The organism is Providencia sp. M-27 (assembly GCF_011077905.1).
Classification (GTDB): domain Bacteria; phylum Pseudomonadota; class Gammaproteobacteria; order Enterobacterales; family Enterobacteriaceae; genus Providencia; species Providencia huaxiensis.
Map to the genome: position 1 here is coordinate 457378 of NZ_JAALBT010000002.1, position 23910 is coordinate 481287.

A 23910-nucleotide genomic window follows, 5' to 3' on the forward strand; every position below is an offset into this window, starting at 1 on the left:
ATTTTTTTACAAAAGAAAAATAAACTTTTCGTAGATATATATATAGCTATTATCAATAACTGAACTAAACGAAAAATAGGAATAAGCTAAAATCGTAGTGATTAAATTATTCGAAAAAGAAGAGGAGAGTCTCATTTTACTTTTACGCAGAATGAATTGAAGGGATGGATTCCTTAAATTTTCTTTTTTTGATGATGATTTTTAGCGGAATGTGCTTTAATTGAAACTGTTTATAGTTAATATCAAATTGGTTTTTATTGCATACAAGCTAAGCAATATTTGCAATAAGGAACGAGTATAGTCGAAAAAAAAGTTAAATTTTCAATAAGTAAAGGACATACAGACCATTATTGTTAATCATAAAGTCTGTTTTATGGTAAAATTATTACGTATATTAATTTTGAGGGAACAGCCAAATGGCTCAGCTTTACTTTTATTATTCAGCTATGAATGCGGGAAAATCAACGTCATTATTGCAATCATCGTATAACTATAATGAAAGAGGGATGCGTACGGTTATTTTTACTGCAGAGATAGATAACCGTTTTGAACAAGGAAAAGTCTCATCGCGCATCGGTTTATCAGCAGAGGCGTTACTCTACTCAGCGACAACAAATATGGCCGAGCTGATAAAAAAAGAAAATAGCACACAAAAAGTGCATTGTGTTCTTATTGATGAGTGTCAGTTCCTAACAAAAAAACAAGTCGAAGAATTATGTGACATAGTCGATAACGAGGATATTCCAGTTTTATGTTATGGGTTGCGTACTGATTTTGCGGGGCAATTATTTGAAGGTAGCCAATATTTGCTTGCTTGGGCTGATAAATTAGTCGAGCTAAAAACAGTCTGCTATTGTGGCCGTAAGGCAAGTAAGGTTTTACGTATAGGAAGTGATGGGATACCTGTATATAAAGGCTTACAAGTCGATATAGGTGGCAATGAAAAGTATATTTCTGTTTGTCGTAAACACTATTCAGAAGCAATAAAACAAGCTCAGTTGATGAATGAGGGTGTTATACCTAAACAGGCACTCCACTTTAGATGAATGGAAATCGTTTGGTGTAGGAAATAAAATAGCTCTCTGATATCAACCTATTATGACCAACTGTGAGATAAACTCAGCGAGTTGAATCGTTTTATATAATATCGATTTTATGTATTCTTACACTAACTCATTTTTAATAGCTAAACAAAAGGCACTGCAATAATTGCAGTGCCTTTATTTTAAATAATGTTTAATACATTATTTCTTAGTGCTTTTCTTTTCAGCTTCTTTTTTTACGGCTGTTTTTTTCTGAGGCGCTTTTTTTTCCTCTTTTTCAATCACGGGTGCGTCTTGATGCTCAACGAACTCGCGACCATAATAAGAATCCAGTAATAATTGTTTAATTTCAGAGATTAAAGGATAACGAGGGTTAGCACCTGTACATTGGTCATCAAATGCATCTTCAGAAAGTTTATCCACTCGAGCTAAGAAGTCAGCTTCAGTAACACCAGTCTCACGGATAGATTTAGGAATACCTAAATCGGCTTTTATTTCCTCCAACCATGCGAGTAATTTTTCAATTTTCTCAGCAGTACGATCACCGACTTTAGTGAGCCCTAAGTGATCCGCAATTTCTGCGTATTGGCGGCGTGCATGAGGGCGGTCGTATTGGCTAAATGCAGTTTGTTTTGTTGGGTTATCATTCGCATTAAAACGGATAACGTTACAAATCAGCAAAGCATTAGCAAGCCCATGAGGGATGTGGAACTCTGAGCCAAGCTTATGTGCCATAGAGTGACATACACCAAGGAATGCGTTTGCAAAAGCAATACCTGCAAGTGTCGCCCCGTTATGGACACGTTCTCTTGCTACAGGGTTTTTAGCCCCTTCATGGTAACTGGCTGGTAAATAATCTTTTAATAGACTCAGGGCCTTAAGTGCTTGGCCATCAGTAAACTCGTTAGCTAAAACAGAAACATAAGCTTCTAACGCATGGGTGACTGCATCTAAACCACCAAAAGCCGTTAAAGATTTAGGCATATTCATGACTAAGTTCGCATCAACAATTGCCATATTTGGCGTTAATGCATAGTCTGCTAATGGATATTTTTGGCCTGTTTTATCATCAGTCACTACCGCAAATGGCGTGACTTCAGAACCTGTTCCCGAAGTCGTTGTGATAGCAACTAATTTAGCCTTAACGCCCATTTTAGGGAAACGGTGGATACGTTTACGTATATCCATAAAACGTAATGCTAATTCTTCAAAATGAGTTTCCGGGTGTTCGTACATAACCCACATGATTTTAGCCGCATCCATTGGTGAACCACCACCTAATGCAATGATCACATCAGGTTGGAATGCTTGCATTTGGGCTGCACCTTTACGAACAACCGTTAATGTTGGGTCTGCCTCAACTTCAAAGAAAACGTCTGTTTCAATGTGATGTTTTTTGAGAACGCTAACCACTTCATCAACATAACCATTATTGAATAGATAACCATCAGTTACGATGAAAGCGCGTTTAGCACCGTCAGTTGCAATCTCTTCAAGGGCGATAGGGAGGCAACCACGGCGGAAGTAGATTGAGTTCGGAAGTTTATGCCACAACATATTTTCAGCTCTCTTCGCCACAGTTTTGGTATTGATTAGGTGTTTTGGACCTACGTTTTCAGAGATGGAGTTACCACCCCAAGAACCACAACCTAGAGTCAGAGAAGGGGCTAATTTAAAGTTGTACAGGTCACCGATACCACCTTGTGACGCTGGCGTATTGATTAAAATACGCGCTGTTTTCATTTTTTGGCCAAAATAGTTAACACGATCATGTTGGTTATCTTGGTCAGTATATAAGCAAGAGGTATGGCCAATCCCCCCCATTTCAACTAATTGTTCTGCTTTTGCAACTGCATCTTCAAAATTCTTACCACGATACATCGCTAATAATGGTGAAAGTTTTTCATGTGCGAACGGTTCTGACTCATCGATGGTTTTGACTTCACCGATTAAGATTTTAGTTGTTTTTGGAACGGTAATGCCGGCCATTTCTGCAATTTTATAGGCAGGCTGACCAACAATAGCAGCGTTTAGGTTGCCATTTTTTAAGATGATATCCTGAACCGCTTTAAGCTCTTTTCCTTGTAGCAGGTAGCCTCCATGGCTTGAAAAACGTTCGCGAACTTGATTGTAGATTTCATCCACAACCACAACGGATTGTTCAGAAGCACAAATAACTCCGTTGTCGAATGTTTTTGACATCAAAATGGACGCAACGGCACGTTTAATGTCCGCTGTTTCATCAATAACGACAGGGGTATTACCAGCACCAACACCAATTGCAGGTTTACCTGAGCTATAAGCTGCTTTGACCATGCCTGGCCCACCTGTCGCTAGGATCAGGTTAATATCAGGGTGGTGCATTAAAGCGTTGGATAGCTCAACAGAAGGGGAATCAATCCAGCCAATAATGTCTTTCGGTGCCCCCGCTGCAATGGCAGCATCAAGCACGATTTGTGCTGCGCGGTTAGTTGCATTTTTAGCGCGAGGGTGCGGAGAAAAGATAATAGCGTTGCGCGTTTTTAAGCTAATCAGTGATTTAAAAATCGCGGTTGAAGTTGGGTTTGTTGTTGGAACAATACCACAGATAATACCAATCGGCTCAGCGATAGTAATTGTTCCAAATGTTGGGTCTTCAGATAGCGTGCCGCAGGTTTTTTCGTCTTTATACGCATTATAGATATACTCTGAAGCAAAGTGGTTTTTGATCACTTTATCTTCAATAATACCCATTCCAGATTCTTCGACAGCGAGTTTTGCTAGGGGGATACGTGCGTCAGCAGCAGCGAGGGCGGCGGCTCTAAAGATTTCATCAACTTGCTCTTGGGAGAAAGTTGCGAATTCGCGTTGAGCTTTTTTGACACGAGCAACGAGTTCATTGAGTTCGGTAACGTTAGTTACGGACATATAGATTACTCCTGATAAATGTTAAACTTTTTAAGCCAATGAGCAAAATGCATCTATAGAACTAGGAAATGCTTAAAGGTGAAAGTATAGATGTTATCTATAATAACGCTGCTCATGATCGCTTATTGGCTTAAAAACCTTATTCAGTTTTGAGTTAATATCCTCATTAGCTCTGCCTATCAGTTAAGAGTAGATTAACAAAACGGTAATTAAATAAAGTGATCTATATCACGAAAACGCCAAGCTGACTCCTTTCAGCACGTGTGTATATGCACAAGTTGAATAAATGTTGTTCATCTATTACTTAATTTAATATTATCAAAACAATTTGTGCAGATAATTTATGTATACCTAACTAAATGCTAAGCAAATTTAGCAAGTTGAAGAAAATATTGTTTTGCTCAAGGAAATTAATAACATCGGTGGTAAAATCATAAAAGATATCAATGAATCTCTAAAGAGAACTGCTTAAGGAAATGAATGGGTGAGTAGCGCATTACTTGATTTATCGGGTTATATAAAATTCTTTATTGGCTTGTTTGCACTTGTGAACCCAGTTGGCATATTGCCTGTGTTTATTAGTATGACAAACTATCAAAGTAATGCCGGGAGAAATAAAACCAATACTATTGCAAATACATCAGTTGCTATCATTTTATGTACATCATTATTAATTGGTGACTCAATTCTGCAATTATTTGGTATTTCAATTGATTCTTTCCGTATTGCTGGTGGGATCTTGATCGTCACAATAGCGATGTCAATGATTAGCGGTAAAATTGGTGAAGACAAACAGAATAAGCAAGAAAAAACAGAAACTGCGGTTAGGGATAGCATTGGTGTTGTACCTTTGGCTTTACCCTTAATGGCAGGGCCTGGGGCAATCAGTTCTTGTATCGTTTGGTCATCTCGTTGGCATGGTTGGCAAAACTTTTTAGGTTTAGCCTTGACGAGTATCGCATTTGCTTTTTGTTGTTGGTTATTATTTCGTTCAGCGTCTTTATTGGTTCGTTACTTAGGTCAAACAGGGATCAACGTGGTGACGCGTATCATGGGCCTATTACTGATGTCGCTGGGGATAGAGTTTATTGTGACCGGGGTTAAAGCCATATTCCCAGGCTTATTATAATCTAATTTCTTCTCTTTTTATGGCTGCAAACTAAACCTATTTGCAGCCATATCTATCGTTAGTTCCTATCGTATTACATACATCAATTTTGCTCTTCAGGTAGTTTTAATTGGCTTATTAAAATTTTAGTCATCAATAATCACGTATGAAAAAAATGTTCCCTGTAATTATATGTGGCATTTTTTGCTAAAACAGGGATAAAAAGTAAGGAATTGTGAGCTACGTAAATTTATTCACTATTCTAATTGGCGTTTGTTAATGATATGTTTGGATTCGAATTTGAGGTCTATCTTGTATTGTATGATTATTCTTTTGTAATGCATTGTAATTTAAAGATAAACATAATGTTTGGTTGTTATTTTTAAAAGTTATCAAAAGTTTTTAACTAGCGAATGTTAATTAATTGTTTTGAATGTTGGAGTCATAAAGTGGATTGCCCATAAGGAAATAACAGTCTTAGGGCTTAAATATCAGCGTAAATAAGGTTGCTAATGAGGTTATAGCGCCATCAATGAATCGTGAGGGATAGGATGTTCAAATCAACACTTGGTTATGGTGTGCTCTCGTTATTATTTGTTGCGTTACAAGCAAATGGCACGGAAAAAGTAAAACAGGTAATCACAATTAATAATGGCTCAGAAGTAACATCTCTTGATCCCCATAAAGTGGAAGGGGTGCCAGAAAGCAATGTGATATTAAACTTATTAGAAGGCCTCGTGTATACCGATATAGACGGTAAGGCAGTTCCTGGCGTTGCTAAAAATTGGACCAATGAAAATTACACCTCTTGGGTTTTTACTTTGCGGGAAGATGCAAAGTGGAGTGATGGCTCACCTGTAACCGCTGAAGATTTTGTGTATAGTTGGCAACGTTTATCTGACCCTAATACAGGCTCTCCTTACTCAAGTTATCTACAAAATGCGTATATTTTAAATGCAGATGCGATTTTAGCAGGGAAAATGCCTGCAACAGCGCTGGGGGTGAAGGCACTTGATCCGCAACATCTACAGGTTACGCTAAGCCACCCGGTACCTTATTTTGTCGATATGCTTTCTCATACGTCTATGAAGCCTGTGAATAAGTCTGCAATTCAACGACATGGTGATAAATGGACTCAACCCCAAAATTTTATTGGAAATGGGGCATACATATTGGATAAGTGGGTGGTAAATGAACGTATTGTTATCAAACGAAACCCATTTTACTGGGATAATCCCAATAGTCGTATTGAGCAAGCGACCTTTCTAGCGATTAGCTCCGAAGTGAGTGATATTAACCGTTACCGTAGTGGTGAAATTGATATTTCAAATTCTGCAATCCCACCTGTTTTATATAAAAAAATGCAGCAAGAAAGGCCCAATGAATTATATGTTCGGCCATATTTGTGTACGTTCTATTATGAAATAAATAATCAAAAAGCGCCGTTTAATGACCCAAGAGTACGTGAAGCAATAAAATTGGGTTTAGATAGAGAAATAATTACCAATAAAATTATCGCTCAAGGGCAAAAAGTCGCTTATGGTTTTACGCCAAGCTTTATCAATAATGGTGACTTTGCATTACCTGAATGGGCTAATTTATCGGCAGAACAACGTTATCAGCGCGCTAAAGATTTACTTTCACAAGCGGGTTATAACAAAGAAAACCCATTGAAATTTGACTTATTGTATAACACTTCAGATCAAAATAAACAGCAAGCTATTGTTGCAGCATCGATGTGGCAGAAAAATATTGGTGCGCAAGTGACGTTGCAAAACCAAGAATGGAAAACATCATTACAAAGTCGTCATGAAGGTCATTACGATGTTGCTAGGGCAACGTGGTGTGCAGATTACAATGAACCAACTGCATTTTTGAATATGATGTTGTCTCAAAATAGTAATAATACCGCTTTTTATAATAATTCGGACTTTGATGCCTTGCTTGAGCAAGCGCTGACAGCTCCAGATCCTTCATCTCGCCATGCAATTTATCAACAAGCGGAAACCTTGCTAGACAAGAATTCGGCTATTGTTCCTGTTTATTATCGCGTTAGTGCTCGAATGATAAAACCGAGTGTTCGCGGATTTAAAGGTAATGACCACCTTGATTATACGGATATTAAACGGTTATATATAAGTGAACCTAATTAATAATATCTAAATAATTATAAAAAGTGTTCATCTACTGGGTGAACATATATCAACACACAATCATAATAATTATGTATGGGAGTAACCGATAAGATGAGTAAATTAATCAATAAATCGATTATTGCGCTTAGCGTAACGGCTGGGTTAGCAATGGGCTCTATAGCAACAAGTTTTGCAGCAACGGTTCCCGCAGGTGTTGAACTGGCTGAAAAACAGTTAATGGTTCGTAATAATGGCTCAGAACCTCAGTCATTAGATCCACATAAAATTGAAGGGGTGCCGGAATCTGCTTTAGCGAGAGACCTTTTTGAAGGGATCACAATTGTGGGGCCTGATGGTGAAATTTTACCTGGTTCAGCAACAAGCTGGGAAAATAAAGATTTTACAGAATGGACATTTAAAATTCGCGAAGGTGCTAAATGGTCTAATGGTGACCCTGTCACAGCCGAAGATTTTGTGTATAGCTGGCGACGATTGGCTGATCCTGATACTGCATCACCTTATGCGAGTTATTTACAATATGCCCATATCAATAATATTGACGATGTTATCTCTGGAAAGAAAAAACCTGAAGAACTTGGTATTAAAGCTCTCGATGACAAAACCCTAGTTATTACACTGAGTGAAGCTGTTCCTTATATCCCTAAATTATTAGCTCACTCATCTATGTCCCCAGTAAATAAAAAAACTATTGAACAACATGGTGCTAAGTGGACGCAGCCACAGAATTTTGTGGGTAATGGGGCATATAAATTGAAGGATTGGACAGTTAATGAGCGCATTGTATTAGAGCGAAGCCCAAGCTATTGGGATAATGCGAATACCATTATTGACCAAGTGACTTTTTTACCGATTTCCTCAGAAGTTACAGATGTTAACCGCTACCGTAGTGGTGAAATTGATATGACATACAGTAACTTACCTATCGAACAGTTCAAAAGTTTGCAGAAAAATATGCCGAATGAGTTACGGGTAAGTCCATATTTGTGTACTTATTATTATGAGATTAATAATGAAAAACCCCCATTTAACGACCCTCGTGTACGTGAAGCGTTAAAGCTATCTATGGATAGAGACACAATTACGTATAAAGTTAAAGCTCAAGGGGATATTCCTGCGTATGGTTTCACTCCACCATTTACCAGCGGAATGAAAACAGAAAAACCAGATTGGTACGCGAATATGACCCAAGAGCAGCGTAATGAAAAAGCGAAACAGTTGCTAGAAGAAGCGGGATATAACAAAGGGAATCCTCTAAAATTCAATTTATTATATAACACCTCAGACTTACATAAGCGTATTGCGATTGCAGCGTCTTCTATGTGGAAGAAAAATATTGGTGCGGAAGTGAAATTAGAAAACCAAGAGTGGAAAACATTCTTAGATAGCCGACATCAAGGCAACTATGATGTTGCACGCGCGGGGTGGTGTGCGGACTATAACGAGCCTTCATCCTTCCTCAATATGTTACTTTCCTACAGCAGTAATAATACCGTTCACTATAAAAATACAGATTTTGATGCGGTGATGAAGAAAACATTGCAAGTCAAAACAGATGAAGAACGAGCAGAACTCTATCAACAAGCTGAAAAATTACTCGATAAAGACTCAGGGGTTGTTCCGCTTTACTACTATGTTAATACGCGTTTAGTGAAACCTTATGTGGGTGGCTATAGTGGCAAAGACCCATTAGATAATCTGCATACTAAAGATTTATATATTATTAAACACTAATATAGTTGCTCTGGCTCCATTTATTGGAGCCAGATATTCGCCTATTTAGGCAATAGAAGTAGGAAAGAGCGATGTTGAAATTTATTTTTCGTCGGTTGTTAGAAGCCATTCCGACTCTTTTGGTTCTGATTACCATTTCATTTTTTATGATGCGATTAGCTCCAGGGAGCCCATTCACTGGCGAGCGGAAATTGCCACCGGAAGTAATGGCAAATATTGAAGCGAAATATCATTTAAATGACCCTATGTATAAGCAGTATTTTAATTATTTAATTCAGCTTTCCAAGGGTGACTTTGGCCCATCATTTAAATACAAGGACTACAGTGTTAATGATTTAGTGGCTAAAGCATTCCCTGTCTCTGCAAAATTAGGGGCTACTGCATTTATTGTTGCTGTGTTATTTGGGGTATCCGCAGGGGTGATAGCCGCACTCAACCAAAATACCAAATGGGACTTTACAGTCATGGGGTTTGCCATGACGGGGGTTGTTATCCCAAGCTTTGTTGTAGCGCCGTTATTGGTGCTAATTTTTGCCATTCACTTGAAATGGTTCCCTGGTGGTGGCTGGGATGGCGGGAACCTAAAACATATGGTTCTGCCCATGGTTGCGCTTTCATTAGCGTATATCGCGAGTATTTCCCGTATTACACGTGGCTCGATGATTGAAATTATGCATTCAAACTTCATTCGTACTGCCCGTGCAAAAGGATTACCACTAAGAACCATCATTTTACGCCATGCCCTTAAACCTGCGTTGCTTCCTGTGCTTTCCTATATGGGGCCTGCTTTTGTAGGGATCATTACTGGGTCAATGGTCATTGAAACCATTTTTGGGTTACCGGGGATCGGTCAACTCTTTGTTAACGGTGCACTTAATCGTGATTATTCGCTGGTATTGAGCTTAACAATTTTAGTTGGGGTACTGACAATTGCATTTAATGCGATTGTCGATGTTTTGTATGCCGTTATTGACCCTAAAATTCGTTACTAAGTCGGAGAAACACGATGCTATCGAACCAAAAAAATAGTGAAGCTCTGGCGAACTTTTCAGAGCAGCTCGATATTGAAGGGCGCAGTTTATGGCAAGATGCTAGGCGCCGTTTTATGCACAACCGTGCAGCAATTTTTAGCTTATGTGTGTTGTTCTTAATTACTTTATTTGTCATTTTTGCGCCCATGTTGTCGCCTTTTTTGTACGACGACACCGATTGGGAAATGATGTCAATGCCACCTGATATGGCAACTGGACATTATTTTGGTACAGATGCTTCAGGCCGAGATCTATTAGTGCGTGTTGCGATCGGTGGGCGAATTTCCTTAATGGTGGGGGTTGCCGCTGCGTTAGTCGCAGTTGTGGTAGGCACACTGTACGGCTCATTAGCTGGTTACGTAGGTGGAAAAGTGGATTCCATCATGATGCGTATATTAGAAATTTTAAACTCCTTTCCATTTATGTTTTTTGTGATCCTGTTAGTCACCTTATTTGGTACCAATATCTTATTGATTTTTGTGGCGATAGGAATGGTGTCATGGTTGGATATGGCGCGTATTGTTCGCGGGCAAACACTTGGATTAAAACGTAAAGAATTTATTGAAGCAGCGCTTGTTTGTGGTGTGAGTACACGGCAGATTATTCTACGACATATTGTTCCTAACGTTTTAGGTGTAGTAGTCGTTTACGCCTCATTATTAGTTCCAAGTATGATTTTGTTTGAATCATTCTTAAGCTTTTTAGGTTTAGGGACACAAGAACCGTTAAGTAGTTGGGGGGCGTTATTAAGTGATGGGGCGAACTCAATGGAAGTGACGCCTTGGTTACTACTGATACCAGCTGGTTTCTTAGTCATCACGCTATTTTGTTTTAACTTTATCGGTGACGGGCTGCGTGATGCGCTCGACCCGAAAGATCGCTAGAGGGAATAATATGTTAAATAACCCAATGAAAAGCCCTCTGTTATCTGTGAAAGATCTCAGTGTGACATTCGCGACCCAAGATGGTGATGTTACCGCTGTAAATAAATTGAACTTTGAATTAAGTGCGGGGGAAACGCTTGGAATAGTAGGCGAATCAGGTTCAGGAAAATCACAAACCGCTTTCGCACTAATGGGCTTGCTTGCCAAAAATGGCAAAATTAATGGCTCTGCCATGTTTAATGAGCGTGAGATTTTGAATCTAAGAGAAAAAGAATTAAACCGTATGCGGGCGGAAGAGATTTCCATGATTTTCCAAGACCCAATGACATCATTGAATCCTTATTTGAAAATTGGTACTCAATTATCGGAAGTTCTCATGCTACATAAAGGTATGAGTAAAAGGGAGGCTTTCGAAGAATCCGTTCGGATGTTAGATGCCGTTAAAATGCCGGAAGCACGTAAGCGGATGAATATGTATCCACATGAATTTTCAGGAGGAATGAGACAACGAGTCATGATTGCAATGGCACTGTTATGCCAACCAAAGCTGTTAATTGCTGACGAACCCACAACCGCACTTGATGTGACAGTACAAGCGCAAATTATGACGTTGCTCAATGAGTTAAAACAAGAGTTTGATACTGCAATTATTTTGATCACCCACGACCTTGGGGTCGTCGCAGGGGTATGTGATAAAGTTCTAGTGATGTATGCAGGACGTACGATGGAGTACGGTACTGCGAAGGATATCTTTTATCATCCATCTCACCCATATTCACTTGGCTTATTAGCTGCGGTTCCACGCCTTGATGGTGATGACGAGAGTTTAGCAACCATTCCCGGCAATCCGCCTAATTTATTACGTTTACCCAAAGGCTGCCCATTTTCACCTCGTTGCCAATATGCAGTTCAGCAATGTGTTGACCAAGAACCTGCATTAACCACATTTGGTCAAACGCGGTTACGTGCCTGCTTTAAGCCACTGGAGGAATTGGTATGAGTACCCATGAAAATAGGCCAGTTTTACTCGAAGTGAATGACCTTAAAGTCCACTTTGAGATCCGAGATAAAAAACAGTGGTTTTGGCAACCAAACAAAAGTCTTAAAGCGGTAGATGGCGTAACACTGCGTTTATATGAAGGCGAAACATTAGGGGTAGTCGGGGAATCCGGGTGTGGTAAATCCACTTTTGCTCGTGCACTCATTGGGTTAGTCAAAGCGACAGATGGCACAGTAAGTTGGCTTGGGCAGAACTTGTTAGGTAAAACTGACAAAGAATGGCGTAGCATTCGCAGTGATATCCAAATGATTTTCCAAGATCCTTTGGCTTCACTTAACCCGCGAATGACCATCGGCGATATTATTGCCGAGCCATTGAAAACCTATCATCCTAAAATGTCACCATCACAAATCACAGAAAAAGTGAAAAAAATGATGATGCGGGTTGGGTTATTACCAAACTTGATTAACCGCTATCCCCACGAATTTTCGGGAGGGCAATGCCAGCGCATTGGTATCGCAAGAGCATTGATTTTAGAACCAAAACTTGTGATTTGCGATGAGCCAGTTTCTGCATTAGACGTGTCAATTCAAGCGCAAGTTGTTAATTTACTCCAAGAATTACAACGTGAAATGAAGCTATCACTGATATTTATCGCACATGATTTGGCGGTGGTTAAGCATATTTCTGACCGTGTCTTAGTGATGTATTTGGGGCATGCGGTGGAGCTTGGTACCTATGATGAGGTATACAATAATCCCTTACATCCTTATACGCGTGCATTGATGTCTGCGGTTCCAGTTCCTGATCCCGATAAAGAAAAAAATAAGGTGATAGAGCTTTTAGAAGGTGAATTGCCATCGCCAATTAACCCGCCTTCAGGTTGCGTATTTAGAACCCGTTGCCCATTAGCAGATGAAGAGTGTGCAAAAACAAGGCCATTATTAGAAGGGAGTTTCAAACATGCGGTGTCTTGTTTGAAAATTGATCCACTGTAATGGTTTTCTCATGATGGTCAAAAGAGGGCTTTTACTTTAATTAATCTAAAAGGGACAAAATGTCCCTTTTAATCGATTATTTCTTCCACAAAATATGGTGAAACGGTTTGGAAGGGTGGCGGCTAATCAATACGCGAGCAAAAATATCGTCTAATTCGGCATCCGGGCTTTGAGCTAAGCCGATAACGACTTCACTTAGTTGCTCTAATTCAATGTTATCATTAATAATATCTTGCCAGTTATGACTAAAAGGCACAATTTCTGCGGCGCCTAGCTCTTCAAACTGCAAAGCAAAAATTAATTGGTCAGCGGGCTCTAGATTCTCCATTGCCCCGTCAAGAAAAAGGTCATAAGCCATTTCAATGATGTCGTCTTCATCGATTAAAGATGTATTTTGTATTTTGGTCATGACCTTTCCTAATAAACTTAATTTATAACAATGGACTAAAGAAATAACAAATGCGCTCAACGACACGGTTCCAGAACGGGCGTTGTTCCCACTCTTCGATTTCTAAACGCGTTGAACGTGCAATATAATCATACTGAACTAGCGTGAGATCGCTACCAAAACTTTTATCATCAATGACCACGGTGATTTCAAAATTGAGCCATAAACTTCGCATGTCAAGATTGACTGAACCGACAAGGCTGAGCTCGCCATCGACTAATACGCTCTTGGTGTGCAATAAGCCATCTTCAAATTGGTAAATCTTAACGCCAGCAGCTAATAATTCACTGTAAAATGAACGACTTGCCCAGCGGACAAGGAATGAGTCATTCTGCCTTGGCATAATAATGCTGACATCTACACCCCGCATTGCTGCTGTACAAATTGCATGCAATAGGTCATCGCTAGGCACAAAATAAGGGGTAGTCATGATCAGTTGTTTGCGTGCAGAGAACATCGCGGTCATCAGCGACTGTTGAATCAACTCATCAGGGAAACCCGGGCCTGAGGCGATAATTTGTGTTGTATGCCCATTAGCCTGTTCAAAAGGCATAATATTACTATCAGGCGGTGGTGGAAGTACGCGTTGGCCAGTTTCCATTTCCCAGTCAAAAGCATACACAATGCCTAATGTGGTACTCACAGGGCCTTCCATACGCACTAAAATATCAACCCATTCGCCAACCCCTGAATCTTGCTTAAAATAACGGGGGTCAACCATATTCATACTACCAGTATATGAAATATAGTTATCGATAACGACTATTTTACGGTGTTGACGTAAATCCATACGACGCAAGAAGAAACGCATCAAATTAACTTTTAATGACTCTACAAATTCAATACCGGCAGCACGCATTTTTTCAGGGTAATCGCTACGGAAAAAATGCCAACTTCCCGCAGAGTCCACCATAATTCGGCACTTAACACCGCGTTTAGCGGCATTTAGTAAGGCTTCGGTAACTCCATCGACTAAACCACCAGGCTGCCAAATATAGAATACCATTTCAATTGAGTGCTGAGCATTATTGATATCATTGACAATTGCTTTTAATGAATCTTCACATGTGGTCAGAAGTTGAATTCTGTTACCTTTAACCCCCGCGATACCTTGGCGTTTTTCAATTAACTGAAATAATGGTTCAGCAACAGGGCTGTTATCAGTGGCAAAGATATGTTTTGAATTTCGCAGATTTTCTAACCATGTGGCTACAGATGGCCACATGTCATGAGCTTTATCGACTCGACGTTTACCAAGATGAAGCTCACCGAAGGCGACATATGCAATAATTCCGACCAATGGCAGGATATAAATAATCAGGAGCCATGTCATGGCTGAGGTGACAGGCCTTCTTTTGACTAAAATGCGAACTGTAATTGCTGCAATAATTAGCCAATATAGGAAGAACAGAAGCCAACTCATAAGTGTATAGACGGTTGCCATAACGGGTCAGATGCCTCACTGATAAGAAAAAGGTTCAAAAAAAGATAGTTTAGCTAAAAAACTGTTAGCAAAATATCAACTTAATAGAATTTAGCAAAATTCTGCAGTAAAAGCTTCGTGAAATAGCGTAATTTGTTAGGAAAAATAGTTTTATTAGTTGATCTTATCATCATGAAATTAAAAGTGGTGCACTGAAATGACATAAAAAGTTCCTCTTGGTTCTTTTTTTCAAAGGAATATAATATTTTTTTCTAATAATTTTTAGACGATAAAAGGACACAATTAAATGAGACGTAGTAGGCATGAAGTAGGGCGTTGGCGTATGTTAAGACAATCCCTACGTCGCCGTAGACGCTGGTTAGAAGGGCACTCAAGGCGGAACATGCGCATCTATGCAATGCGTAAAATTGACATTTACCATCGTCGACATTCCCTGCTTTTTACCCAATGGATTGAGTAAGGTTATTACAGCGTACACTCACATTTTTCACTTTGTATGACAAACCTTATTGAATATGATTGCTATTTGCATTTAAACTATCAGTCATATTCTTTTTGGTTGACAGGTGTAGGGTAGAAATTGCATATGCGTTGGATGCGTTGGACTTTAATTATCGTCGTTTCATTATCTATTCATGCGGGTCTTGCAATGGCATGGATTTTTAATCAACCTAACTTGGTCAGAGACCCTGAACCATTGACGATTGCTATGGTTGCTTTTGCCGCCCCTGAGCCTGCTTCTGAGCCCGTTGAGCAGGTTGAAACACCGGTAGAGCCCGAACCAGAGCCCGTTATAGAGCCCGAACCCGAACCGGTAGTTGAACCCGTCATTGCATTACCTAAGAAAAAGCCTGAGGTGAAGAAAAAGCCTAAGCCAAAACAGGAAGAAAAGAAAAAAATTAAAGAAGATGTTAAGCCAGTTGAGAAGCAATTGGCGATGAATAATCTTAAATCAGACGTCATTGCACCGAAAACGAATAATAGCCCAATAAAGACTGCAAACAATACAGGGGCAAGTAATAGTCAATCGACTAAGAAAGGTGGCCCTAGGGCTCTGCATAAACAAGCTCCTGCTTATTCAGAACGTGCGCGTCGTTTAGGTAAAGAAGGGTATGTGAAAGTTCGCTATGATATCAATGATGATGGCCGAGTGACAAATATTGAATTTGTTGAAGCTACACCTAAAGGGCTATTTGAGCGAGACGTAAAACGCGCAATGAACCGTTGGACTTTTGAAAAGCAACCCGCAAAAGGCTACGTGACTGAAATTTATTTCAAATTGGATGGCACTGTTAGTCAAGTCTAATGGATATTATTGGGCTGTACAAAAAAGCACCACAGCGATGATGGTGCTTTTTGTTTTTTACATAATGAGTGGAGTAGAAAACTTATGCTTCGTTAGTTTTTTGATCTGAACTTGCTAACTGAAAATGTTGTTTTTCTTTGGGTAATGAACGTGGGGTGCTATCGTCATTAACGGCAACATAGGTGAATACTGCATCAGTTGCACGATAACGTTGGCCAACAGGCTCCGTTGCGACTTTTTTTACCCAAACCTCAATATTAATGGTAATTGAGCTTTTCCCTGTTTTTAGACAGCGTGCATAACAACAAACAACATCGCCTACGGCAACGGGTTTTTGAAATTTAATGCCGTTTACCGCCACAGTGACCACACGCCCTAGCGCAATTTCTTTTGCTAAGATAGCGCCACCTATATCCATTTGTGACATCAACCAGCCGCCAAAAATATCACCATTTGCATTAGTATCTGCAGGCATGGCTAATGTACGTAAAACTAACTCACCGTTCGGCAATTGCATATCTGACTCGTATTAAAAGGGTTATTACTTTTGATTTTGCATTTATAACAAATTACATATGCAATAGTAAACTGGAACCACTCAGTTATTGATTGATAATAGCTATTTAATTGAATTGCTGCAAAAATAAGATAAATATGATACTCATTATTAATAAACGACGTCTAAATTTGGAAAGAAAATCAATTTTTGCAAAGAAACAGCAAGAAGTGTTTTTTATATTTAGTCAATTGATTGAATTGGCTATACTCAATAGTATGAAATTTATTTATTTACTTAGAGGTATGAAATGAGATTGTTATTGGCAATATTATTACCTTGGTTGCAATTTTTTACGATAGGGCGTCCTTTTGCTGGGATCATTTGCTTAATCTTACAAATTACGCTTATTGGTTGGTTACCTGCCGCTATTTGGTCGGTATATGCGCTATCACAGTACAATACAGATAAAAAGATTGAAAAAGCATTTGGTGACAAACGCTATTAACATATAAAAAAACCTGCTAATGGATATGCAATTAGCAGGTTTTTGACGCTATTTTAAATTATTCTTCGTGATTTTCTGCAGGCTCTTTAACCATATTTTTAAAAATATAGACCACACTCAATACTGTAAATATTAGTGTTCCTGCTGTCAGACCAAAGACTTTGAAATTGACCCAGATATCTTGAGCCATCCAAAAAGCAACGTAAATATTCAGCAATGCGCAGAAAATAAAGAAAATAGCCCATGCACTATTGAGTTTGGTCCAATAACTATCGGCTAATTTTATTTCTTGGTTACTGCCTAACATTCGCTGAATTAAAGGCTTCTCAGTAAACCATTGGCTGAAGAGTAGTGCGCCAGCGAATGCAGCATAGATAATAGTGACTTTCCACTTAATAAATGCATCACTATGGAAAATAAGCGTTAAGGCAGCAAAGCCCATCACGATTGCACAGGTAATTTTTGCAACTTTTTCAACCTTCTTATAGATAAGATAAGTTGCTAATAATGCTAAAGGGGTGGTCACCATTAATGCACCACTCGCATAGAAAATATCGTATCTTTTATAGACAATAAAGAAGATTACCAAAGGAATAAAATCAATAAGTTGTTTCATAACAGTGAATGCAGCGCCTCAACGTAAAGGTAATAGCCTAGTTTAACCGATTTTGGCATCAATTGTTAAAAGTTTGCACCTTTTTACCAATAAACATGCTTTGTTACCAATCATATTTGCACTATTTTACGATAATTTGACTTACTTCTAGATAAACTTTATTAGTTCGGATATATATAGTATAGAAAATAATTTAACTTACTAATTTATAGGTACTTTTCCCCCATGATAAAGGCAAGGCTATTTGTCTGGATGCCAGGTTTAAAAACACTGTTTAACTATCAACGTGCTGACTTAGGCCCTGATGTTAAAGCAGGGTTGTCTGTCGCTGCGGTTGCTTTACCTGTTGCTATTGCCTATGCCGAATTAATGGGGGTGAATGCAATTGTTGGATTGTATTCATGTATTTTACCCATGTTGTTCTATGCGTTATTTGGCACGTCGAAACAATTAATTATTGGGCCTGATGCTGCAACATGCGCGGTGATTGCAGCCGCTGTCGCTCCACTCGCAATGGGGGATGAAACTGTTCGTTGGCAGCTGATTATCGTCATGAGCTTTATGACCGGGGTTTGGTGTTTGATTGCAGCAAGATTTCGTTTGGGGACTTTCGCAGATTTTTTATCTAGACCAATATTGCAAGGCTTACTAAATGGGGTCGCCCTCACGATCATCGTTAGTCAAATTAGTAAAGTATTTGGTATTACGACCTTGCCTTCAGGGTTTATTGAGCGATTAATAGCTTTTCCATTAGCGTTAGTGGAAACACATATTCCGACATTATTAGTTGCTATTGTAACATTGGTAATTACCTTAGTGATTAAGCGAGTGCGCAGTAAGTGGCCATCTTTATTAATTGCAATGGTTTTGGCAACAGCAGCGAGTATTTTATTTAATCTTGAGCAATATGGTATTAGCACCGTTGGGGATTTAGGTGAAGGGCTCCCGCATATACCAATGCCTGATTTTCCACCAAGTTTACTCCGAGACCTTGTTATTCCATCATTAAACTTAGCCGTGATTAGTTTTGTCAGTTTTATGATGACGGCTCGCAGTTTTGCGAGCAAAAATGGTTATACCGTCGATGCAGATCAAGAATTAAGAGCGTTAGGGATGGCAAATATTGCTTCTGCTTTTGGCCAGGGGTTCGCGGTTAGTGCTGCGAGTAGCCGCACTGCGGTTAATGACATGATGGGGGGGAAAACGCAATTAGTTTCCCTTGTTGCTGCGGTAACTATCTTAGCTGTTTTACTTTTCTCCATAAATTTATTGGAATATATCCCTATGCCTGCTTTAGGGATGGTTTTAATTATATCTACTTATTCCTTACTCAGTTTCCGTAGTATTTTTTCGATGCGTAAACGCAATAGAGAAGCTTTTTTCTTATGTGTTTTCACATTATGTGCAGTGCTGGTTGTTGGCTTGATCAGTGGTGTAGGCTTAGCGGTTCTATTGGGTTTATTGCAGTTTGTCCGGGTCATATTTAGGCCGACAGACCAACTATTAGGCGTAGATGAACACGGTATGTTGCATTCGATGACATCAGAAAATGATATTCAAGAAGTTGATGGAGTCCTTATTTATCGTTTCAATTCTCCACTCACCTATTTCAATGTGAATTACTTTAAAGAGCGGTTAAATAAACATTTAGATAATCAACGGAAGAGGCCGGCTTGGGTGATTGTGGATGCTGCCGTCAGCTTTACGCATAATGATGTGAGCGTATTTTCCACATTGAATGACATTGTGACATCTTTGAAGGCGAAAGGGGTAACTTTGGTATTAGCGGGTCGGAGAACCTCGCTTAATCGTTGGTTAGAACAAAATAAAATTAATCGTTCAGATGATGACCTATTAGTGGTACCTGATATTTATTTTGCAATTCGTTTAATTCAAAGTAAGCAACAGATCCAAATGAAATGTGTTGAAGAAAGAAAAGCACAAGAGAGCCAAAGGGATTCAGGTATATTAGAGCATGATTGTGAGAATCGAATTACACCAACGGATACTTACTCAGATAACTCTTAAAAATAACGTAAATAGAAAGGTATCTTTTGATACCTTTCTATTTTACTTAATTATATTAATTTTTAGTGATCAACATATATAAACGATAAAAGTAAATTAAAGCGAATGCGGCTACAACATTATTGAGTAAAAAAGAGATGCCATTAATAAGGATATGATTCATATTAAGGTTACCCAATAGCACACTGATAAGCATTTGAGCTGCCATCCAAATTAAAATCATCGGTAAGACAACACGCCAGTTTGCATAGGCCAATTTCCAGCTTTTTCCCATCGCACTGAAGGAGTTGGTACTTTCTGTTATTAAAATTGCTGGCGCTAAGGAAAACCCAATGGCGAGAACAATGCCGGGTAGAACCATAATTGTGATGCCTAATTGGATCAGCAGTGAGCACACAACCAACAGAAGAAACATAGAAGGTGCTTTGTTCAGTGATGATGTTATCGCTTGAAGACCTGTCATATCTTCGCCACGTGACATCCCCGAGATATAGGATAATGTGCCACAAATAAGGAGCAAGCTGCCAAGAGTAACGGAAAGAATCAAACCAAAAGAAACACGCAAAATACTGCTTTTATCTTCTTCAGATAGACTTAGGATCCAGTCTTGTAAGCCCGTATTACCAGACTCAATCATCTTACTCTGTGCTTGTGCAAGAACACCTATCATCTGTTCATTGGGGATCATCATCGCATAAATGACAAGGCTTACCACGGTGGCTAAGAGCACAATGGTGAGGAGGCCACTCAATTGATTTTTAAAGAAATTGATACTATCACTAATGAGTGAGTTGGCCGAAATGGACATGACACTGCTCCTATCTACTAACGTGATCAAAATTTTAATCTAATTGTAACTGAGTATCTCGCCTAGAGGTAGAGAAAGATAATAAAAATCGGGAGGTTAAGAAAAATATATTGTTCATGATGCTCGAATTTAATTAACTAAAAAAATGAGCTTATATAAATTGTATTTTTTATGCATGTTTAAATATTGAAATAAATATTTATATTTAGAAATCAAATTTTTATTTTGTTAGTTACTTTATAAAAATTGATTTAAATCAAAAATAAAAAAACAATAAATGGAATAATAAATCCATATTTATTGGTTTACCTATAAATTAGTAAAAGATGTGATCTTGATTTGAACATCAATTTAAATAATACGGTATATTTTCCTAAAATAAAAACATAGGAATGGGATTGATAATGAAAAAACTCACTGCGCTTGTATTAGCTGCTGCAACTTTAGCTCCAGCAGTTTCTATTGCTCATGAAGCTGGCGACTTTCTTTTCCGCGCGGGTACTGCAACAGTCAGACCTAATGTCGGAGGTGATGATGTTAAAACGGATGCTTTAGGTAATTTGGGTACCTTTGGCGCTAATAATAATACTCAATTAGGTTTAACTTTTGGGTATATGATTACTGATAATATCGGTGTTGAATTATTAGCAGCAACTCCGTTTGAACACAAAGTTGGTACAGGCCCTACAGGTAATATTGCAACGGTAAAACATCTACCACCAACATTAATGGCACAGTATTATTTTGGTAGTAAAGAAGATAAATTACGTCCTTATTTAGGTGCTGGTGTTAACTATACCTTCTTCTTTGATGAGAAATTTAACTCAACAGGGAAAGCTGCTGGCTTATCTGATCTAGATTTATCAAGCTCATGGGGCTTTGCAGCACAAGCAGGTATGGATTACATGTTAACTGATAATTGGATGTTAAATGCCTCTCTTTGGTGGATGAATATTGAGAGTGATGTAAAATTTAAGCAAGATGGAAAGCAATATAAAGTTGATACGCGTTTAGACCCATTTGTATTTATGTTTGGTGCGGGTTACCGTTTCTAAGAATTTGATAGGACGCAATACAGGTACTACCTGAATTCTGAAGGATTAGAGAGAAGTAGGAAATCCGAGAATATTCGTATTCTCGGATTTTTCAATTACTATTAAGCTTGAACATATATTTATAATATATTAATTAGTGTTATAGAGTGATAATAAAGTAAAGGTATTTATTGGTTGTCACTATTTAGGTTGATTAATAAAAATTAAATAAAATATTGAGACTAATTACCTTGAAATAAAAAAGCCGAATACAGGAGCATATTCAGCTTTAAGATATTATTCAAATTTGCAATATTAAATTACCAAAACCATTGCACGTTTAACCCAGCATTGACACTGCTAGTTTCATATTCATCCGGCTTATAAAGTGGTACACCTAGAAATAAGTCATAACTGAATATATTAGCATTACCTCTCATGCCTATAGCCGTACCTAATAATTGGTCATCAGAATAGAGGCCTAGTGGATAAACACCTCCAAATATTCGGCCATAGTCAAGTGCGTAGTAGGGATAAAAGGAGAAGCCAGGGATATAAAAGTTAAATTCATTTCGTAAATAAAACCCCTTATCTCCGATTAGTGAAAACTCTTCATCAAAACCACGTACAGTCCAACGGTTACCTAACGAGAATTGATCTTGGATGGTTAAACGGTCTCGTGAATATTGTACAAATAATTGTGGGTTATAACTCATCACAAAATCATTGAACGCAAAAGGGAGCATTCCTGAAACATCGAGAGTGAATAGTCGCCCCATGGTGCTGACATCACCGTATTTCATATCCCAGCTTTCGTCGGCTCCAAACCAAGGTACGTTACGTTGATAGTAAATTGAAGCGTCAACAGTTGAGTTATCAATATTCTGTCGGTGGCTAACGCCAAGCTTCAGACTGGTTAAGTCGCGTTGTTGTGAAAGTAAGGTGATATCTTCTAATTTATATTTTGATTTACGCTTAATTAGTTGAATAGATGCGGTATCTTTATAAGTTTGTCCACGTAAAAATACATTACTTGCTGTCGTATTATAATATTTACTATCACCATAGTACTTATAACTAGCAATAGTATCATTAATGGTTTGTTTATATTCACTTTTGCTAGCATAGAGAGAGAAAAGCCAATAGTTATAAGGAACTGAATAATAAATCGCAGCATTACTACTATTGCGTGCTTGGTTCTTTAAATTTTTACCCACTGATACATATATAGTATCATTTAAGCTTGTTAGGTTGTTTCCATAAAGGGTAACGCCAACTTGGTCTTTACCCGTTTGCCGGCTGCCTGAGTTATTATAGTAACCACCAGTGTTAAAGTGAGGTGACTTTTCCCTTTGGATTGAAATATCTGAAGTTGAGAATTCTTTACCTGGCGCTAGCTCGATATTGACTTTGGCTCCAGGTATACGCTCAAGGTTTTCTAAACCTTGTTCAATATCGCGAATGTTTAGGATATCGCCTTCTCTAGCAGGTATGATTGCTCCTAAAGTAATATAGGTATCACTGCCTTCCGTTAATTTCACGTTAGCGACCTTACCAGGGATTATTTGCAAAGTTAACGTACCATCGCTAATGTTTTGTTCAGGAATATTAACCCGAGTTGTTACATAGCCTGACTTAATTATTTTATCCTGTAGGCCTTTAGCGAGTGTTTCTACACCGTTAATACCAATACAAACACCAACGACTTGATTTGCATATGTCTCTAAAGGTCGCATTGATGGGAACTTTGGCTCGGAAAGCAAAATAACTCGTTTCATTTCAAAGCAGTCTTTCTCATCATCAAAAACTAAAATATTGTTTGCTTGTTCTCTGTTTTTACCTAAAACGTCTTTAGTTTCTAATTGTGTTTGTTGCTGACGAGATCTATCTTGTGTTGCTTGATTATTGATCTGTTGATCAATGATTTGTGCAGTATTACCTGATACGTATAATGGAAAAGATAATAAAGTTAGTTGCATCTGCATCAACAAAGTTATTACCAGTAATAACATTAATTTCTTTAGCTGTAATATTTCCACGAATAACTGCCGAACGAGCGATGATATCTGTTGGTGAGTCTGACTGTAGACGGTTGTTAATCGTGATTTGGCCATTTGAAACGTTGTAGCCAAGAATATCACCAGCTGCAACAATAGGAATGCCCGTTGTTAAGGTTGCTCTATCTGTATAAAATAAGAGTAAAGCACCTATATTGCTATATATATAGCTATTTATACGTTTGATTATAAAATAATAAATGATATCAATGGGTAATATTTACTCTGCTATGGTTTTGGTAAGGGTAATTATCAAAGTGGTAATGCGTAGCCACTACTTTGAATAAAGCTTGATTTGGTAAGTTTT

At 38.4% G+C, this 23910-nt stretch carries 20 protein-coding genes; 13 read left to right on the forward strand and 7 right to left on the reverse strand.

What is annotated here, in order from left to right; translation table 11 throughout:
• Nucleotides 1-416: 416 nt before the first annotated feature.
• Nucleotides 417-1046 (forward strand): thymidine kinase, encoded by a 630-nt coding sequence (locus G6Q48_RS05515; protein WP_102138649.1) that lies wholly within the window; start codon nt 417-419, stop codon nt 1044-1046.
• Between the two features lie 198 nt (nt 1047-1244).
• On the opposite strand, the gene adhE is transcribed toward G6Q48_RS05515, so the two are convergent.
• Nucleotides 1245-3950: a bifunctional acetaldehyde-CoA/alcohol dehydrogenase gene (gene adhE, locus G6Q48_RS05520; protein ID WP_102138648.1), complete on the reverse strand. Its 2706-nt coding sequence runs from the start codon at nt 3948-3950 to the stop codon at nt 1245-1247.
• 484 nt (nt 3951-4434) lie between these two features.
• On the opposite strand from adhE, the gene G6Q48_RS05525 reads away from it, so the two are divergent.
• The 7 genes from G6Q48_RS05525 (at nt 4435) to oppF (ending at nt 12858) form a co-directional block, all read left to right on the forward strand.
• Entirely contained in the window at nt 4435-5079 is a 645-nt protein-coding gene (locus tag G6Q48_RS05525; protein WP_004254112.1) for a YchE family NAAT transporter, read from the forward strand.
• A 530-nt stretch (nt 5080-5609) separates the two neighbouring features.
• Complete coding sequence (locus G6Q48_RS05530) at nt 5610-7211, forward strand: ABC transporter substrate-binding protein (protein ID WP_242685782.1); 1602 nt, start codon at nt 5610-5612, stop codon at nt 7209-7211.
• Nucleotides 7212-7304: 93 nt separating this feature from the next.
• Entirely contained in the window at nt 7305-8945 is a 1641-nt protein-coding gene (gene oppA, locus G6Q48_RS05535; protein WP_166264883.1) for an oligopeptide ABC transporter substrate-binding protein OppA, read from the forward strand.
• 71 nt (nt 8946-9016) lie between these two features.
• Nucleotides 9017-9937 carry an oligopeptide ABC transporter permease OppB gene (gene oppB, locus G6Q48_RS05540; protein ID WP_102138645.1) on the forward strand — a complete coding sequence of 307 codons (921 nt, stop codon included), beginning with the start codon at nt 9017-9019 and terminating at the stop codon, nt 9935-9937.
• Nucleotides 9938-9951: 14 nt separating this feature from the next.
• Complete coding sequence (gene oppC, locus G6Q48_RS05545; RefSeq protein ID WP_004911132.1) at nt 9952-10860, forward strand: oligopeptide ABC transporter permease OppC; 909 nt, start codon at nt 9952-9954, stop codon at nt 10858-10860.
• A 10-nt stretch (nt 10861-10870) separates the two neighbouring features.
• The gene (locus G6Q48_RS05550) at nt 10871-11860 is read left to right on the forward strand and encodes an ABC transporter ATP-binding protein (RefSeq protein WP_166264886.1); all 990 of its coding nucleotides are present in this window, start codon (nt 10871-10873) and stop codon (nt 11858-11860) included.
• Entirely contained in the window at nt 11857-12858 is a 1002-nt protein-coding gene (gene oppF, locus G6Q48_RS05555; RefSeq protein ID WP_102138643.1) for a murein tripeptide/oligopeptide ABC transporter ATP binding protein OppF, read from the forward strand. Before G6Q48_RS05550 ends, oppF begins: the two co-directional genes overlap by 4 nt.
• A gap of 76 nt (nt 12859-12934) precedes the next feature.
• Here the strand turns inward: oppF and G6Q48_RS05560 are convergent, their stop codons facing one another.
• Together G6Q48_RS05560 and cls are read right to left on the reverse strand one after the other, a co-directional pair.
• The gene (locus G6Q48_RS05560; RefSeq protein WP_166264889.1) at nt 12935-13267 is read right to left on the reverse strand and encodes an HI1450 family dsDNA-mimic protein; all 333 of its coding nucleotides are present in this window, start codon (nt 13265-13267) and stop codon (nt 12935-12937) included.
• Between the two features lie 22 nt (nt 13268-13289).
• Entirely contained in the window at nt 13290-14750 is a 1461-nt protein-coding gene (cls, locus tag G6Q48_RS05565) for a cardiolipin synthase (RefSeq protein ID WP_166264892.1), read from the reverse strand.
• 286 nt (nt 14751-15036) lie between these two features.
• Here cls and G6Q48_RS05570 point away from each other — a divergent pair, with 286 nt between their 5' ends.
• Both G6Q48_RS05570 and G6Q48_RS05575 read left to right on the forward strand, forming a co-directional pair.
• The gene (locus G6Q48_RS05570) at nt 15037-15210 is read left to right on the forward strand and encodes a YciY family protein (RefSeq protein ID WP_004254127.1); all 174 of its coding nucleotides are present in this window, start codon (nt 15037-15039) and stop codon (nt 15208-15210) included.
• 126 nt (nt 15211-15336) lie between these two features.
• The gene (locus G6Q48_RS05575; RefSeq protein WP_166264895.1) at nt 15337-16056 is read left to right on the forward strand and encodes a TonB family protein; all 720 of its coding nucleotides are present in this window, start codon (nt 15337-15339) and stop codon (nt 16054-16056) included.
• An 82-nt stretch (nt 16057-16138) separates the two neighbouring features.
• On the opposite strand, the gene yciA is transcribed toward G6Q48_RS05575, so the two are convergent.
• Complete coding sequence (gene yciA, locus G6Q48_RS05580; RefSeq protein WP_102138639.1) at nt 16139-16573, reverse strand: acyl-CoA thioester hydrolase YciA; 435 nt, start codon at nt 16571-16573, stop codon at nt 16139-16141.
• A 289-nt stretch (nt 16574-16862) separates the two neighbouring features.
• On the opposite strand from yciA, the gene G6Q48_RS05585 reads away from it, so the two are divergent.
• Entirely contained in the window at nt 16863-17060 is a 198-nt protein-coding gene (locus tag G6Q48_RS05585; RefSeq protein WP_004911118.1) for a YqaE/Pmp3 family membrane protein, read from the forward strand.
• Between the two features lie 58 nt (nt 17061-17118).
• Here the strand turns inward: G6Q48_RS05585 and G6Q48_RS05590 are convergent, their stop codons facing one another.
• Nucleotides 17119-17676, reverse strand: a complete 558-nt coding sequence (locus G6Q48_RS05590) for a septation protein A (protein ID WP_166264898.1) — start codon at nt 17674-17676, stop codon at nt 17119-17121.
• Between the two features lie 225 nt (nt 17677-17901).
• On the opposite strand from G6Q48_RS05590, the gene G6Q48_RS05595 reads away from it, so the two are divergent.
• The gene (locus G6Q48_RS05595; RefSeq protein WP_166264900.1) at nt 17902-19704 is read left to right on the forward strand and encodes a SulP family inorganic anion transporter; all 1803 of its coding nucleotides are present in this window, start codon (nt 17902-17904) and stop codon (nt 19702-19704) included.
• A 55-nt stretch (nt 19705-19759) separates the two neighbouring features.
• On the opposite strand, the gene G6Q48_RS05600 is transcribed toward G6Q48_RS05595, so the two are convergent.
• On the reverse strand, nt 19760-20512 hold the full coding sequence (locus tag G6Q48_RS05600; RefSeq protein ID WP_102138636.1) for a YciC family protein: 753 nt from the start codon (nt 20510-20512) through the stop codon (nt 19760-19762).
• A 404-nt stretch (nt 20513-20916) separates the two neighbouring features.
• Here G6Q48_RS05600 and ompW point away from each other — a divergent pair, with 404 nt between their 5' ends.
• A complete protein-coding gene (ompW, locus tag G6Q48_RS05605; protein ID WP_166264903.1) occupies nt 20917-21567 on the forward strand; it encodes an outer membrane protein OmpW in 651 nt (216 codons plus the stop codon).
• A gap of 299 nt (nt 21568-21866) precedes the next feature.
• Here the strand turns inward: ompW and G6Q48_RS05610 are convergent, their stop codons facing one another.
• A complete protein-coding gene (locus G6Q48_RS05610) occupies nt 21867-23678 on the reverse strand; it encodes a ShlB/FhaC/HecB family hemolysin secretion/activation protein (protein ID WP_166264906.1) in 1812 nt (603 codons plus the stop codon).
• Nucleotides 23679-23910: the final 232 nt, after the last annotated feature.

Excerpts from the sequence above, each read along its gene's own strand:
- G6Q48_RS05530 (WP_242685782.1), top strand. The coding sequence starts at position 5,610 with ATGTTCAAATCAACACTTGGTTATGGTGTGCTCTCGTTATTATTTGTT.
- adhE (WP_102138648.1), bottom strand. The coding sequence starts at position 3,950 with ATGTCCGTAACTAACGTTACCGAACTCAATGAACTCGTTGCTCGTGTC.
- G6Q48_RS05590 (WP_166264898.1), bottom strand. The coding sequence starts at position 17,676 with ATGAAACAACTTATTGATTTTATTCCTTTGGTAATCTTCTTTATTGTC.
- G6Q48_RS05575 (WP_166264895.1), top strand. The coding sequence starts at position 15,337 with ATGCGTTGGATGCGTTGGACTTTAATTATCGTCGTTTCATTATCTATT.
- G6Q48_RS05570 (WP_004254127.1), top strand. The coding sequence starts at position 15,037 with ATGAGACGTAGTAGGCATGAAGTAGGGCGTTGGCGTATGTTAAGACAA.
- G6Q48_RS05550 (WP_166264886.1), top strand. The coding sequence starts at position 10,871 with ATGTTAAATAACCCAATGAAAAGCCCTCTGTTATCTGTGAAAGATCTC.
- G6Q48_RS05600 (WP_102138636.1), bottom strand. The coding sequence starts at position 20,512 with ATGTCCATTTCGGCCAACTCACTCATTAGTGATAGTATCAATTTCTTT.
- oppA (WP_166264883.1), top strand. The coding sequence starts at position 7,305 with ATGAGTAAATTAATCAATAAATCGATTATTGCGCTTAGCGTAACGGCT.
- yciA (WP_102138639.1), bottom strand. The coding sequence starts at position 16,573 with ATGCAATTGCCGAACGGTGAGTTAGTTTTACGTACATTAGCCATGCCT.
- G6Q48_RS05595 (WP_166264900.1), top strand. The coding sequence starts at position 17,902 with ATGATAAAGGCAAGGCTATTTGTCTGGATGCCAGGTTTAAAAACACTG.
- ompW (WP_166264903.1), top strand. The coding sequence starts at position 20,917 with ATGAAAAAACTCACTGCGCTTGTATTAGCTGCTGCAACTTTAGCTCCA.
- G6Q48_RS05585 (WP_004911118.1), top strand. The coding sequence starts at position 16,863 with ATGAGATTGTTATTGGCAATATTATTACCTTGGTTGCAATTTTTTACG.
- cls (WP_166264892.1), bottom strand. The coding sequence starts at position 14,750 with ATGGCAACCGTCTATACACTTATGAGTTGGCTTCTGTTCTTCCTATAT.
- oppC (WP_004911132.1), top strand. The coding sequence starts at position 9,952 with ATGCTATCGAACCAAAAAAATAGTGAAGCTCTGGCGAACTTTTCAGAG.
- oppB (WP_102138645.1), top strand. The coding sequence starts at position 9,017 with ATGTTGAAATTTATTTTTCGTCGGTTGTTAGAAGCCATTCCGACTCTT.
- oppF (WP_102138643.1), top strand. The coding sequence starts at position 11,857 with ATGAGTACCCATGAAAATAGGCCAGTTTTACTCGAAGTGAATGACCTT.
- G6Q48_RS05560 (WP_166264889.1), bottom strand. The coding sequence starts at position 13,267 with ATGACCAAAATACAAAATACATCTTTAATCGATGAAGACGACATCATT.
- G6Q48_RS05515 (WP_102138649.1), top strand. The coding sequence starts at position 417 with ATGGCTCAGCTTTACTTTTATTATTCAGCTATGAATGCGGGAAAATCA.